The sequence below is a fragment of the Campylobacter hominis ATCC BAA-381 genome (assembly GCF_000017585.1).
Lineage (GTDB): Bacteria > Campylobacterota > Campylobacteria > Campylobacterales > Campylobacteraceae > Campylobacter_B > Campylobacter_B hominis.
Genome location: NC_009714.1, coordinates 1,600,720 through 1,615,141, shown reverse-complemented (window position 1 = coordinate 1,615,141; position 14,422 = coordinate 1,600,720). Strand labels below are relative to the sequence as shown.

Sequence of the window (14,422 nt, the reverse complement as noted above, 5' to 3'; positions counted from 1 at the left end):
AAATATGATTATGATATGTTTAAAATTTTAAATGCAAACAGCATATATTTTGAAATTAATATTTTAAAAATTAGTTTTGTAAAGATATTCGGCTTTTATGCCTTAATTCATAAAAGCCTTTCGCTGTTAATATGTATTTTATTTAAAAGTAATAATTTTTTTATACCTTTGCTATAACTTCAATTTCTATCAGCGCATCTTTTGGCAAATTTTTAACAGCTACACAACTTCTTGCAGGTTTGTGTTCTTTAAAATATTCGCCGTAAATTTCATTTACAACGCCAAAATCATCCATATCTGTGATAAAAACCGTTGTTTTTACAACTTTATCAAAACTTGTGCAAGCTTTGTTTAATATTTCTCCTAAATTTTCCATTACCTGTTTTGTTTGGGCGCTTATGTCGCCACCGATAAATTCGTTTGTTTTCGGGTCAATAGCAATTTGGCCTGATGTGAAAAGCAACCCTTTAACGCGCACTCCTTGAGAATACGGTCCAATTGCAGCCGGAGCTTTTTTTGTGCAAATAGTTTTCATTACAATCTCCTTGATTGATTTGTCGTATTATAGCAAGTTTTATATTGTTTTTGAATATAAAAATATATTTTGATTAAATGAATTTTAAAAGTATTTAAAATGTGTAAAAAAATTAAACTGAAATTTTAAAATATCGTTTTTATTTTACGTTGAAAAATAAGATTTTATAATTTTGATTATTAAAAAAATAGTTGGAATTTCAGCTGAAAATATAAAAAATTTTAATGTAAAATTGAAAAAATTTATTTGACTCCGTTTTCATTTAAAATTTTGTAGCTTTGGCAACCTTTTTCATTTCGTAAATCGCAGGCGATACCGAAAAATTCTTTAGCTACAGTCAGATTTTGTTTTACAAAATTTCCGTTTGTGTAATAAATTCCAAGTTTCAGGCAAGCTTCGCTATTTTTAAGTTTACAAACATTTTCAAGCATAGAAATGCCTTTTTGTATTTTTTTCTGATCCGTGATATTACCATCAAGAAGATTGTTTGAAATTTTGAGGCAGGCATTTATTTCACCTTTTTTGCAGCTAAACTCTAAAATTTCCATAGCTTTATTTGTATCTTTTGTAATTCCTAAATATCCATCATTGTAAATATTGCTTAAAATTTCGCAATTTGCAAGATTGCCATCTTTGCAGGTATCATTTAAAATTTTTATTCCTGTTTTAAAATTTTGTCTTACACCGCGTCCGTCAAGATACAAAAAGGCTAAATTTGCACATCCGAAATATGGATTATATTTACCTTTTTTATTTTTTATACAAGTTTTGCTAAACATATCAAAAGCCTTAAATTCATCTTTTGGAGTGCCTTTTCCTTGCTCAGACATAAGTCCTATATTAAAGCAGCTTTGATTAAATTTTAGCTCACAAGCTTTTTTGAAATATTTAAAAGCATTTTGGTAATCTTTGCTTTCATAAAATTGTACCGCTAAGTTATGGCATGCGCCGGCATCGTTCTTATTACATTTATTTTGAAGATTTGTATCACTTGCAAACAAAATTCCAAAACAAATAAATAAAAAACAAATTTTTTTCATTACAACACTTTCAAAATTTTAATTATCTATATATCGTAAAATCAAAATTTAGTGCTAAAAAGCACTAAATTTTAAAATTTAAACTCTTTTTGCATCGCTTTATAAGGTTTTATGTGCGATTCGCTTTTGATTTGCAAAAGTTCCTGAAGTTGAGGTGCGATGACATAATAAACTACATTAATCGTTATTTTATTTGTTCCGTTCGGAGCTGTTATTTTGAAATCTCGTTGTTCAAACGGTTTTAAACGCGTATCGCTTGACATCGATGTAGCGCCATAGTTGAAAGTTTCAAGCATTGTAGCATTTTTAAAAATGGCTCTGAAGTCAATATTTTGTTTATCCAAAAGTTTTGCATTATTAAAAAATGAAATTTCAAAAACCATAGAACGTCCACCAAAGCCTGTCGGAACATTGTGCGAGATGAGATTTTGTACGCTTAATTTCGCCTCATTTTCGCCTATTTTTACTAAATTAAAATCAAGTGCCTCTTTAAGAATATCGCTATTTCTTGCACCTTTAAAAAAGTGTGATTTAACCTCTCTTGGTGTCATATCGTCGCGTTTTATAGTCGGAGCTATAATTTCCGTGCGGAGCGAACCCATATGGCAATCTACACAGCGTTTTTCTGCATCTGCACTTTCTACGCCTGTATTATAAACGGAAAATTTATTCTGTGTGGCTTGTCCTTGATGGCAGCTTAGACAAAGATTATCGTTTTCTCTGAAAAAATCTCTGTATTCATTCGCATGAAATAGCGTGCTTTCTATATCGTACGGTCCTACTATAATATTTCCTAGGGTCCAGTCGAACAGTTTGTAACCGCTTTGTTTCGGATCTGTTTTAGGCTTTATACTGCTTACATGATGACAAATATAACAACTTACGCCTGTTTTTATATCGTCCGCGTTTATAGCTTCTTGAAGTTGTTGAGACTTTTGTGTGTCTATATTTAAAGCTGTTGCCAAAAACATATCGGCGTCCATTTTTTTGATTTGCATTTTTGGATTGTGGCATTGTCCGCACTCTAAAAGCTGATCGTCATATAATTTATGATTTTCATTGGCTGCCCAAGTTACAGCTTTTCTGTAAAGCTCATTTGAGTCTTCATGACTTAGAGCGTGAAGTGAAGTTTTCCAGTCTTTGTGTTGTTCTTCATGACAAGATTTACAAACGTTAGGATTCATCATATCTGCAGCAAGGCTTATCTGAAATGCACAAATACAGCATAAGAAAAAAATAAATTTTTTCATATCGCCATTTCCTTAAAAATAAAAGATTTTTTAAGTGATAATATCATAAAAAGTTAGAATTTTAGCTTAAAAATTCTAACTTTTTTATATTTATTTAAAATTTAAAAATTCTGGAAATAGCTTTATACGGTTTTGTAAATGTTTCGTCTTTTATATCTATTAAATTTTGAAGTTCAGGTGCGATTACATAATATATAACTTCGACTTTTACCGATTTTGTTCCATCAGGAATTTGTAAATCATAACTTCGGTTTTCAAAAGCTTTCAATCTCGTATCTTTTGAAAACGTAAAAGCTGAATATTGGAATGTTTCGCTTCCATCGGCTTTGTTATAGATTGTCCTAAGAGTGAAATCATTATTTGCTAAAATTTCACCTGTTTTAGACATAGCCGAAATTTCAATTACAATACTTCTTCCGCCAAAACCTGTCGGGACATTATGTGAAACCAGATTATGAAGTGTAAGTTTGGCTTTGCTGTTTGAAATTTTTTCAAATGATAAATCAATTGCTTCGTTTAGTATTCGGCTGTTTCTGGCTCCTCTAAAAAAGTGATTTTTAATCTCTCTTTTTTGCAATGTATCCACTTTAAGATTTGGCGATAAATAGTTCATTTTTGTATCGCCCATGTGGCAATCGGTACATCTTTGAGCATTTTTTGTACTTTCAATTCCTGTATTGTAAGCCGAAAATTTCATTTTAGACCCCATTCCTTGGTGACAAGACAAACAAAGCTCGTCGTTTTCTCTAAAAAAATCACGTTTTGCAGTTTTATGAAAAATATAGTTTTCATCGCCTTCATACGGACCGGTTATTAAAATTCCGCGCGCCCATTCAAATCTTTTGTATCCTACATCATGTTCGTGCTTTTGTTTGTTTATTTTATCTACGTTGTGACAAATATAACAGCTCATTCCGGTTTTTACCATATCTGAGTCTATTTCGCTTTGTATTGTTTTTTCCATATTTTGCAAAGATTTTACTTCTATGCCGTAAATTTTGCTAAGTGCGATATTCGGATCGACTTGTTTTATTTTAAGCTTCGGATTATGACATGCGCCACATTCTGTAACGGTTTCATTGCGAGGTTTATATAAAGCTTTACTTGTATAATCTATTAAAACTTTATACAGCTCATTGGATTCTTCGTGGCTTTTAGCATGAAGCGAAGTTTTCCATGCCATATATTGCTCTTTATGGCACTCTTTGCAAAGCGACGGATTCCAAACCGAATCAATTGTAGCAGCACCTTCATTCGCAAACGCGAATGAAATTCCAAGACATAAAGTTATAAAACTTTTCTTAAAAAATAACATAAAAAGCCCCTATTTAAAATAATATTTCATTTGCCATTGTATAAGAAAAAGTTGAATTTTTTATTAAAATTGGCTTTTGTATAGTTAAATTTCATATTGTTAAAATTTTAAGCACGATTTGGATAAGATATCAGAATTTAAATTTTAATAAGGAAAAATTTTGAAAAAAGTCCATTTTATAGGAATTGGCGGTATAGGAATTTCGGCAATTGCAAAGTTTTTGCATGAGAAAAAAACTTATGAGATTACCGGTTCGGATATAAAAGAAAGCGAAATAATAACCGAGCTTCGAGCTCTTGGAATGAAAATAAACACTCCTCATGATAAATCCGCAATAACAAATCAGGATATAGTAGTTTACAGCGCCGCAATTAAACCGGATAATATAGAACTTATCGCGGCAAAAAATAAAAATATCAAATGTCTTTCAAGAAAAGAAGCTCTACCTTATATTTTAAACGATAAGCGCGTTTTTGCTGTTGCAGGAGCACACGGCAAAAGCACAACTTCGGCAATGCTTTCCAGTTTGATTGAAGGAAGCGTCATAATAGGCGCTGTGAGCAAACAGTTCGGCTCAAATATGAAATATGCAAAAAGCGAAAATGTAATTTTTGAAGCTGATGAAAGTGATAGCAGTTTTCTTAATTCAAATCCTTATTTAGCGGTTGTCACAAACGCGGAACCCGAACATATGGAATATTACGGTTTCGATTTGGAAAAATTTCATTTGGCGTATCGCGGTTTTTTGGAGCGCGCTAAAATTCGCGTTATAAATGCGGAAGACGAATTTTTGAAAAATTTAAATATAGATTGTATAAAACTTTATCCAAGCCGTGATATCACCGATGTAAAAATGCTTTTAAGAGATTATCAGCCGTTTATCAGCTTTAATTTAAAAGGGCTTGGAAAATTTGAAGTTTTCGGTCTTGGAGAACATATAGCAATAGATGCAAGTCTTGCCATTTTAGCGGCAAATTGTGAAGTCGGCCTTGAAAATATCAGAAAAAATTTATTAAATTTCAAAGGTATAAAAAAACGATTTGATATTCTGGTTGCAAATAAAAATTTTGTCTTAATTGATGATTACGGACATCACCCGACGGAAATTTGCGCTACTTTAAAAAGTGCGCAGGAATATGCTAAAAAACTGGGAATTGATAAAATTACGGCTATTTTTCAACCTCATCGCTGGACACGCTTAAAAGCAAATTTAAATGCATTCAAAGAGTGCTTTAAAACAGTTGACGATTTGATTATTTTACCTGTTTTTGCAGCCGGAGAAGCGCAAAACGGAATAGATGTAAAAGACGAATTTAAAGGTAAAAATATAATTTTTACTCAAAAAGTAAAACGAAACGGCGAAGCGATTGAATTTAATGATGAATTCGGCGTAAAACACCGTGTAGATAGTGGTCTTGTTATAGGTTTCGGTGCAGGAGACATTACGTATCAATTAAGGAATGAGAGTTGAGCAGATTCGTAATTTTCATATTAGCTTTTTTATTTATTCTATCGATTTTTTTTATTGATGATGAAAAATTAAGTAAAAAACTTAAAATTTTAATCTCCGTATTTTTGGTTGTTTTAGCCTTTTTAGCGTTTTTTTATGAAGAGAATTTTAAGAACCGCACAAGTCAGAGAAATGAAATTTCTCTGGCATTTTCACAAGGAAAAATTTTAAAATGCGGTGATTTGGAAATAGACAAGCAAAATTTCGAATTCTCTTTTGCCACACAGACTTTTATTGCCAAAAAAACAGCTTCCGGATCATTCAAAAACCGAATTTTTAAAATTTCGGATTGTGAAATTAAAAAATGATGAACGAAATCTTTTCAAGGCTTGATTTAAGCGGATATTTGGAAAAATTTTACAATTATTTAGCGCGTGAAAAACCGCTTTTTTTGCAAGGAGACAGTAAAATAAATTTTGAAAAAATAGCTGAAATTTCAAAATTTGATCTTTTGCTTTGTGAAAAAATAAAAAATCTTGACGACGAGCTTTTAAGGCTTTCAAAACATACTACTTTACATATAAGTGAAATTTTTGAGTTCAGTAAAATAGTAAATTATTTTTTGTATTTAAAAAAGCAAAATTTTGAAGGGTTGCTTGCAAGCTGGCTTCTTAAAATTGAAATTCCATCTGAAATTTTGGAAATTTCAAATTTTTTTGATGAAAAAGGCGAGTTTAAGGATAGTGTCGATGAAAGATTTTATGCACTTCGTGAAGCCTATAAAATCAAAAAAAGCCAAATTGACGAGACGCTGAAAAGACTTATTTACTCAAAAAATATAATTCCTTATCTTGCAGATACACAGATTCATTACGTAAGCGACACGGAGGCGCTTTTAGTCAGAGGCGGCTTTAACCATGCTTTAAAAGGAAGGGTGGTGGCAAGAAGCGCGGGCGGTTATTTTTATGTGGCTCCTGATGCGATTTTAAAACTAAAATCCGATCAAAGCGAAATAATCGATACAAAAGAGCAGATTGTTTTTGAGCATTGCAAAAAAATAAGCCAAATTTTTACAAAAAACCTGCTGTTTTTGAAATTTATAAATAACGCGTTTGATCAAATTGATGCGCTGATAGCAAGGGCTATGTTCGCTAAAAACAACGATTACGAGTTTGTTTTGGCGGATAATTCGCACGATATTATCATAAAAGATTTCATTCATCCGGCTCTTAAAAATCCAAAAGCCGTAAGTGTGGAGTTTATCGGTAAAGTTTTACTGATTACAGGTGTAAATGCGGGCGGAAAAAGTATGCTTTTAAAATCTTTAATAACGGCTTCTTTACTTGCAAAATACCTGCTTCCTATGCATATCAACCAGACTCATTCCAAAATCGGTTCATTTAAAGAATTTGAGCTTATTATGCAAGATCCGCAAGATTCTAAAAACGATATTTCTACGTTTGCAGGACGTATGATAAGTTTTTCACATCTTTTCGGGCGCAAAAATTTAATTATCGGAGTCGATGAAATCGAACTTGGTACAGATTTTGAAGAGGCAGCCAGTCTTTATAGCGTATTGATAAAAAATCTTATGAAAAACGATATAAAAATGGTTATAACAACTCATCACAAACGCCTTGCAATGTTACTTTCAAAAGAATCAAGCGTAGAATTGATAGCGGCACTTTACGATGAAAAAAACAGCCGTCCGAAATATGAATTTTTAAAAGGTATAGTCGGTAAAAGTTATGCGTTTGAAACCGCATTACGATATGGAATTCCGCAAAATTTAGTTATTGAAGCCAAAAAAACTTACGGTGTCGATAAGGAAAATTTAAATGAAGCAATTTCAAAAGCTTTAAATTTGGAACTTAATCTTAAAACCGAGCTTGAAACAGTTCAGAAAAAAGAGCAAAAACTTGACGCTTTAATCGAAAATTTAAAAGATCAAAAAGAAAAAAACGATGAAATTTTCAAGGCTGATGTTTCAAAATTTCAGTTGGAATTTTACAACGCCATAAATATGGCGAAAAAATCAATTACGTTTGAAAACCAAAAAGATAGGCAAAGAGCCATAAATACGGCAAACGAAATGAAAAAAAATATAAAAATTCCAAAATTTGAAAACGCAGATGAAAATTTAGAAGTCGGTGAATGGGCAAAATTTGGAAATGTAAAAGGCGAAATTGTTTCCATAAAAGGACGTGAAGCTACAATTCTAAGCGAAGGAATAAAACTTCGCGTACCGTTAGGCGATTTAAAACGAAGTGTAAAACCGCAAAAAGATAAGAAAAGTGTGCAAATCAGCATTCAAAGTCCGCAAAATGCGAGCGTAGTACTTGATTTGCACGGACTTCGCGCAGATGAAGCAATCGAGCGTCTTGACAGATTTATCTCTCAATCTTTAGTGTTAGGACTTGACGAAATTATTGTAAAACATGGAATCGGCACCGGAAAACTGGCTTACGCGGTCAGTAAGTTTTTAAAATCTCATCCGAGCGTTAAGGAATTTAAAGATGCATCACCAAATGAAGGCGGTTTCGGAAGTAAAATCATAAAATTTTAAGCAGAGATTTTTGGAAAATTTTATTAATTGATATGTTTTCAGTAAAATATACGTAAATTTTATAACGCAAATTTTTTTTAAAACATATAAATCGAATTCTATTTAATGTGCTTTTTAATATTTATAAATCGCATGAATTTATAAGATATAAATTTTTACTTCGCGCGCTAAATTTTGTAAATTTTATAAAAAATCGCAATTCATTTTACGGATTTATAAAATTTTGCAATTAAAAATAAAAACGGTGAAATTTTAAATCACAAAATTTCACCGTACAAAAGTTTTAGTTAAAACTATGTCCTATACTGAATTCAAAGCTGTTTGTATCGTCTCCGTCTTTTTCGTTTAGAGGTTTTACGAAGTATAATTGAAGAGGTCCAATCGGTGTCATCCATTCTATGCCGGCACCTGTGCTGTATCTGTATTCTTCCGTGAAGCTATCATCTCCTATTGTGCCGTAATCAAAAAATCCTATAAGTCTCATTTTAAGTCTTTCAATAAGCGGAAAACTTAGTTCAGCCGAGTTATTAAAACTCATTAAACCGCCGTATCCGATTAATTCGCAGCCACGACCATAAAGGCAAATTCTTTTTTTAGGAACGCTTCTGTTGCTGTATCCTCTTATGCTTTTCATACCTCCAAGAAAAAGTTTTTCATTTATCGGCAAATCATCGTCCGTATTCCACATATATCCTGCATTTGCTTTATATCTAAAAATTAAATCCCAATCGATATAGTCTCTTAGTCCATAATACCAGTTAAAATTTCCTCTTGCTTTCATATAGTCGATATCGCCGCCAAGACCTGCAAATTCCATGCTTGCGCCTGCTATTATGCCACTTCTCGGTATAAAATAATCATCTGTATTGTTAAATGAAATTGCAGGTATTATTGAGCTTTTGGTATGATCGCCATCCATATAACCGGCCGCTTTATAAAATGCATCAAGTCCGTTTATTTTTGATTTTGTAAACGAATAAGTAAGACTTGCGTTAGTGTAGCGTCCCAGTTTGCGACCTGCTGTGAGAGAAAATCCGTAATCTTTCTCATCGTAATCATCCCAGTCATAGTCACTTGCAAAAATCATTCCGCCAAGGCTGTATTTGCTGTCAAAAACTCTAGGATTTGTAAGTGAAATTCTGCCATTTAACGCATCATCGCTTTTATCTACATTTATAGAGCCTTGCAATCCTGTTCCGAAAATGTTTTTTTCACTTACTCCTGCGCTTAATAAAAGGCCGTCGTTACTTCCATATCCTATACCGCCTGTTACGCTTCCTGTAGGGGCTTCTTTTACTACGACTTCAAGATCTATCTGATCTGCTCCGACACGCGTTTCTTTTATATCGACTTCATCAAAGTATCCTGTTCTTTTTAGGGCATTTTTAGAATCTATAAAGTCCGTTTTGCTGTATAAATTTCCTTCGGTAAGATACATTTCACGACGAATTACGCGGTCTTCCGTTTTGTCGTTACCTGAAATCGTGACATTTCGTATATATACTTTTTCCTCAGGAATTACTATATAATTTATATCAACTATACTATTTTCTTTATCCTGTTTTGTTTTCGGCAAAATTCTAACATAAGCAAAACCTTGATCGGCTACAAGATCTTCCAATGTTCCCATATCTTTTCTAAGCCATGCGGCATTCATTTTATCACCGCTTTGAAGCTTTAAATTTTTTATTACTTTTTCTTTATCAAGATTTACGTTTTCCGGGTATTGAATATCTATTTTGCCTACTTTATAGCGGTTTCCTTCACTTATATAATATGTAATATCCGCGCTGTAATCATTCATATCGGCTTTTAAAATCGGTTCTGAAACGCTGGCGTCAAGATAACCTTTTTTGTAGTATTCTTCGCGGATTTTATTTGCATCGTTCGGAAGTTCGAAGGTTTTTGTTTTTCCGTCATTAAATCCCCACATCCAGCCAAGAAGCTCTCTTTGTTTATTTTCAATAACAGGTTCAAAATCGCCGTAATCGAATTTTTCAGCTCCTATCAGATTTACTTTTTTTATTATGATGTTTTCTCCGCGATTTATATTCAAAGTAATATGAACGGAGCTTTTTTCATCATTTAAATTTTCAACTTTTTCTTCTACAACCGTATCAAAAAAGCCCTTTACTTCATAAAATTGTTTTATTCTGGCTTTTGCCCTTGAAATAGCTATTTCATCATACATTTGTCCGGCTTTTATTCCTATCAATCCTTTTATAGCGTCTTTATCGTTAGTTACGACATTTTCTATATCGATTTTAGAAATACTCGGTTTTTCTTTTACGACGAAAGTTAAAGCATTGCCGGTCTGCTTTACATAAACGTCCTCAAAATATCCTTGTGAAAAAAGTCTTACGATAGCTTCGTTTATATTTTCAGCATTTGCGTCCATACCTGGATGAATTCCTGAAATATCCATAGCTACTTGGTCTGAGAGATAGTTCAGACCTTCAAAATTTACTGAGCCGATATTTGCAGCAGCTGCAAATGAAATTAAATTTAGTGACAAAATAGCAATTTTTTTCATTTATTAACCTAAAAATAAAATAAACTTCGTATAATACCACACAAAAATTAAAATTTGGTAATCAAGGGTAAAAAAATGAAAGTTGGTATTATCGGGCTTGGCTTAATTGGCGGTTCTTTGGGGCTTTGTCTAAAAGATATGAAATTAATAGATAGAGTTTACGGTTACGATTTAAGCAAAGAAAATGAAAAAACAGCTCTTGATTTAGGTTTGGTTAATGAAATTTTATCGTTTGATGAAATTAAACAAAAATGTGATGTTATATTTCTTGCAATTCCGGTAGAAGCGATAATTTCTACGCTTAATAATTTAAAAGATATAAAAAAAGATACGACGATTATCGATCTTGGAAGTGCCAAGTTTAAAATTTTGCAAAGCTGTCCTGCCGAAATCAGATCTAATTTCATCGCCGCTCACCCGATGGCAGGAACCGAAAACTCAGGCCCGAAAGCCGCTTTCAAAGAGCTTTTAAATGGCGCTGTTGTAGTTATTTGCGATGACAAAAGCGCAGATGAGGTTCATATAAAAAGAGCGGTCGAAATTTTCAGTTTTGCAGGTATGAAAATAGTTTTTATGGATGCGGCAAGCCACGATCATCACGTTGCAATAATATCTCATTTACCGCACGCAATCAGCTATTCGCTTGTAAACAGCGTTCTGAAAGAGGAGAATAAAAGAAATATAATAAATCTTGCAGGCGGAAGTTTTACCGGAATGAGCAGAATCGCCAAATCAAGTCCTGAAATGTGGGTAGATATTTTCAAACAGAATAAAAACAACATTTTAAATTCCATAGACGCTTTCAAAATTGAGCTTGATAAATGCGTAAAAATGCTTGAAAACGACGAGTGGGATGAACTTAGCAAGTGGATGTTCGAAGCGCGTAAATTACGTGAAATTTTGTAAAATTTACTTGAAATTTACAGCATTTTAATAACATTGATTTTTAAAAATTTAAAAAAAGGAAACGGATGAGACGAGGAAAATTTAAAATTTTATTTTATTTCGTGATTTTAGTTTGTTTGGTTTTTGGTATTTATATGTTTTTAAATTCTAAACTTTTTGAACGAAATGCTCCTAAAATAGAGATTGAAGACATAATTTATTCAAATTTGAAAACACCTCTTCCTGTTTATATAAAAGATGACAGCGGCATAAAATTTGTAGAAATTTCACTTTATGACGGCAATAACAAAACAACAATTTATAATGAAAATTTTACTGTAATAGCACCGGAGCAACGATTTGAACTTACATTTCCAAAAGGTATGATGGTAAATAAAAATGCGAATTATGAGATTGAAATCAAAGCAACGGACAACAGCAAGTGGAATTTTACTATGGGAAATACAAGCATAAAACGCGCAAAAATAATAATAGACAATAAAAAACCGTTTGTCGAGGTTATAGGAAAATCATACAAAATTTCAAAAGGAGGCTCGGCTGTCGTTGTTTTTAAAGCAAATGACGAAATGCTTAAAGATGTCTATATCAAAACAAATTACGGCAAAAATTTTATACCCGTAAAATTTATAAAAGACGGCTTTTACGCTTCGTTGGTCGCATGGCCTGCAAATCAGAATGAATTTAGCGCCGATATAGTAGCGGTTGATGTTGCAGGCAACGAAAGCGTAAGCAGAATCAGATATTTTTACCAAGATAGAAATTATAAAATTTCAAATATAAAATTGAATGAAAATTTTATAAATGGTAAAGTCAGCGATCTTGCCGATACTTACGCTCAAAATTCGGATGAGCTTAAAGGCGTTGATAAATTTAAGTTTGTAAATGAAACGCTTCGCGGTAAAAATGAGGAACTTATTTATAGTTTCAGCTCAAAAGTACCGGAAACGGAGCTTTCAAATTTTAAAATTTCGCCTTTTTATCCTCTAAAAAACGCTGCTGCGGTTGCAAGTTTCGGAGATCATAGAATTTATTCATGGGAAGATAATCAAATCAGTGAATCGTGGCATTTAGGACTTGATCTTGCAAGTGTTGCAAATGCTGAAATTATAAACTCGAATGACGGAGTTGTAGTATTTTCCGGAGAAAACGGAATTTACGGATTAAATATCGGTGTTTATTACGGTTTTGGACTTTATGCGATTTATGGGCATTGTTCCGCTTCAAATTTTACAGAAGGCACTCAGATAAAAGCGGGCGAAATTTTAGGTAAAACAGGAAGCTCAGGTTTTGCATTTGGAGATCATCTGCATTTTGGAGTTTTGGTTCAAGGTGTTGAAGTTAGACCTGAGGAGTGGATGGATGAAAAATGGATGAAAGAAAATATATATGACATTTTAGAAAATTCCAAAGAAATGATACGAAATTAAGAAAAATTTGCTAAAATAAAAAAATGTATTTTTGTAAGGAAAAATTTTGAAACAAACAACAATCGCAAAAAAGGTAACTAGCGTTGGTATAGGGCTTCATAAAGGTGAGCCAATAAGACTTACGATAGAGCCTTCAAGTGAAAATACCGGTATTATATTTTATAGAAGCGATCTTGGCATTAGTTTCAAAGCGGAACCGAAAAATGTTGTAAATACTCAAATGGCGACTGTTATCGGTAATCAAAAAGGCTATATATCTACAGTAGAGCATATACTGAGTGCAATAAACGGTTATGGAATTGATAATATAAGAATAAATGTCGATGCAAATGAAATTCCTGTAATGGACGGAAGCTCAATCAGTTTTTGTATGATGCTTGATGAAGCCGGAATCAAAAATCTTGATGCAAGCAAAAAAGCTATTATAATAAAACGCGAAGTAGAAGTTAAAGAGGGCGAAAAATTCGTTCGTGTAAGCCCAAGCAAAAGTCCGAAATTTGATTATACAATTAAATTTTCAAATCCTATAATAGGCACTCAACAATTTGCATTTGAGTTCAGTAGAAAAAATTATGTTGATGAAATTGCTCGTGCACGCACGTTCGGTTTTTTAAAAGATGTTCAAATGCTTCGTTCTATGAATTTGGCTCTTGGCGGAAGTTTGGAAAATGCCGTTGTAATCGATGACAATAAAATTTTAAATCCGGATGGTTTAAGATATGAAAACGAATTTGTCCGTCATAAAATTTTAGATGCGATCGGCGATTTATCTCTTCTTGGAGCACCTATTTTAGGTGATTATACAGCTTATGCCGCAAGTCATGATTTAAATCACAAATTAACTTTGGCTATTTTGACCGACGCTAAAAATTATGAAATGGTAAGCATAGATGAGCAAATAGCTCACGAATATGCTAAAATTTTCGCATAAGGTAAAAAAATCAAACAAGTAGAAATTTTAGTGGTGGCTTTAAATTCACCTGTAATGATCGGTATTTATGAAAACGGCATTTTAATGCGTGAAATTTTAAGTGGTGCCGGCGAAAAAGCAAGTGATTTTTTAATTGATAAAATGGATGAAATTTTAGATTGTTATGAAATTAAAGAGTTGATTTATGCAAATACTCCGGGAAGCTTTATGGGTATAAAAGTTTCATACGTGATTTTAAAAACTTTAAGTACCGTATTAAATTTGCCTTTTAAAGCGATTAACGGGTTTGAATTAAATAATTTTTTACCTATCAGTGCAAATAAAAGCGTTTCTTTTGTATACGAAAACGGTAATATCGTGCTCAAAAAAGCTAAAAGCACAGCGCTGAAACTGCCGCAAAATTTATCGAAAGTAAATAAAAGTAATGATACAATACCAGATTATGTCATTTCGGCGGTTTAGGAGAAAA

Annotated in this window: 12 protein-coding genes; 7 read left to right on the top strand and 5 right to left on the bottom strand. The window is 32.6% G+C overall.

The annotated features are described in order from the left end of the window. Nucleotides 1-160 precede the first annotated feature (160 nt). The 4 genes from CHAB381_RS07925 to CHAB381_RS07910 form a co-directional block, all read right to left on the bottom strand. A complete protein-coding gene (locus CHAB381_RS07925) occupies nt 161-535 on the bottom strand; it encodes a RidA family protein (RefSeq protein ID WP_012109512.1) in 375 nt (124 codons plus the stop codon). A 242-nt stretch (nt 536-777) separates the two neighbouring features. Next, nucleotides 778-1,575, bottom strand: coding sequence for a tetratricopeptide repeat protein (locus CHAB381_RS08545; protein WP_012109511.1), 798 nt, complete (start codon nt 1,573-1,575; stop codon nt 778-780). A gap of 71 nt (nt 1,576-1,646) precedes the next feature. After that, complete coding sequence (locus CHAB381_RS07915) at nt 1,647-2,825, bottom strand: multiheme c-type cytochrome (RefSeq protein WP_012109510.1); 1,179 nt, start codon at nt 2,823-2,825, stop codon at nt 1,647-1,649. A 94-nt stretch (nt 2,826-2,919) separates the two neighbouring features. Beyond that, nucleotides 2,920-4,140 carry a multiheme c-type cytochrome gene (locus CHAB381_RS07910; protein WP_012109509.1) on the bottom strand — a complete coding sequence of 407 codons (1,221 nt, stop codon included), beginning with the start codon at nt 4,138-4,140 and terminating at the stop codon, nt 2,920-2,922. 160 nt (nt 4,141-4,300) lie between these two features. Between CHAB381_RS07910 and murC the strand changes: the two genes are divergently transcribed. The 3 genes from murC to CHAB381_RS07895 are packed head-to-tail and all read left to right on the top strand — an operon-like array spanning nt 4,301 to nt 8,156. Then, nucleotides 4,301-5,611, top strand: coding sequence for a UDP-N-acetylmuramate--L-alanine ligase (murC, locus tag CHAB381_RS07905; protein ID WP_012109508.1), 1,311 nt, complete (start codon nt 4,301-4,303; stop codon nt 5,609-5,611). After that, on the top strand, nt 5,608-5,958 hold the full coding sequence (locus tag CHAB381_RS07900; RefSeq protein ID WP_012109507.1) for a hypothetical protein: 351 nt from the start codon (nt 5,608-5,610) through the stop codon (nt 5,956-5,958). Before murC ends, CHAB381_RS07900 begins: the two co-directional genes overlap by 4 nt. Next, nucleotides 5,955-8,156, top strand: coding sequence for an endonuclease MutS2 (locus CHAB381_RS07895; protein WP_012109506.1), 2,202 nt, complete (start codon nt 5,955-5,957; stop codon nt 8,154-8,156). The genes CHAB381_RS07900 and CHAB381_RS07895 overlap by 4 nt, the downstream gene beginning before the upstream one ends. A gap of 283 nt (nt 8,157-8,439) precedes the next feature. Here CHAB381_RS07895 and bamA read toward each other — a convergent pair whose 3' ends face one another. Then, entirely contained in the window at nt 8,440-10,689 is a 2,250-nt protein-coding gene (gene bamA / locus CHAB381_RS07890) for an outer membrane protein assembly factor BamA (RefSeq protein ID WP_012109504.1), read from the bottom strand. Between the two features lie 75 nt (nt 10,690-10,764). On the opposite strand from bamA, the gene CHAB381_RS07885 reads away from it, so the two are divergent. The 4 genes from CHAB381_RS07885 (at nt 10,765) to CHAB381_RS07870 (ending at nt 14,415) form a co-directional block, all read left to right on the top strand. Further along, nucleotides 10,765-11,595 (top strand): prephenate dehydrogenase, encoded by an 831-nt coding sequence (locus CHAB381_RS07885; protein ID WP_012109503.1) that lies wholly within the window; start codon nt 10,765-10,767, stop codon nt 11,593-11,595. A gap of 65 nt (nt 11,596-11,660) precedes the next feature. Next, nucleotides 11,661-13,022 carry a peptidoglycan metallopeptidase Pgp6 gene (gene pgp6, locus CHAB381_RS07880; protein ID WP_012109502.1) on the top strand — a complete coding sequence of 454 codons (1,362 nt, stop codon included), beginning with the start codon at nt 11,661-11,663 and terminating at the stop codon, nt 13,020-13,022. Nucleotides 13,023-13,068: 46 nt separating this feature from the next. After that, nucleotides 13,069-13,953, top strand: coding sequence for a UDP-3-O-acyl-N-acetylglucosamine deacetylase (gene lpxC, locus CHAB381_RS07875; protein ID WP_012109501.1), 885 nt, complete (start codon nt 13,069-13,071; stop codon nt 13,951-13,953). Between the two features lie 30 nt (nt 13,954-13,983). After that, complete coding sequence (locus CHAB381_RS07870) at nt 13,984-14,415, top strand: glycoprotease (protein WP_012109500.1); 432 nt, start codon at nt 13,984-13,986, stop codon at nt 14,413-14,415. Nucleotides 14,416-14,422 lie beyond the last annotated feature (7 nt).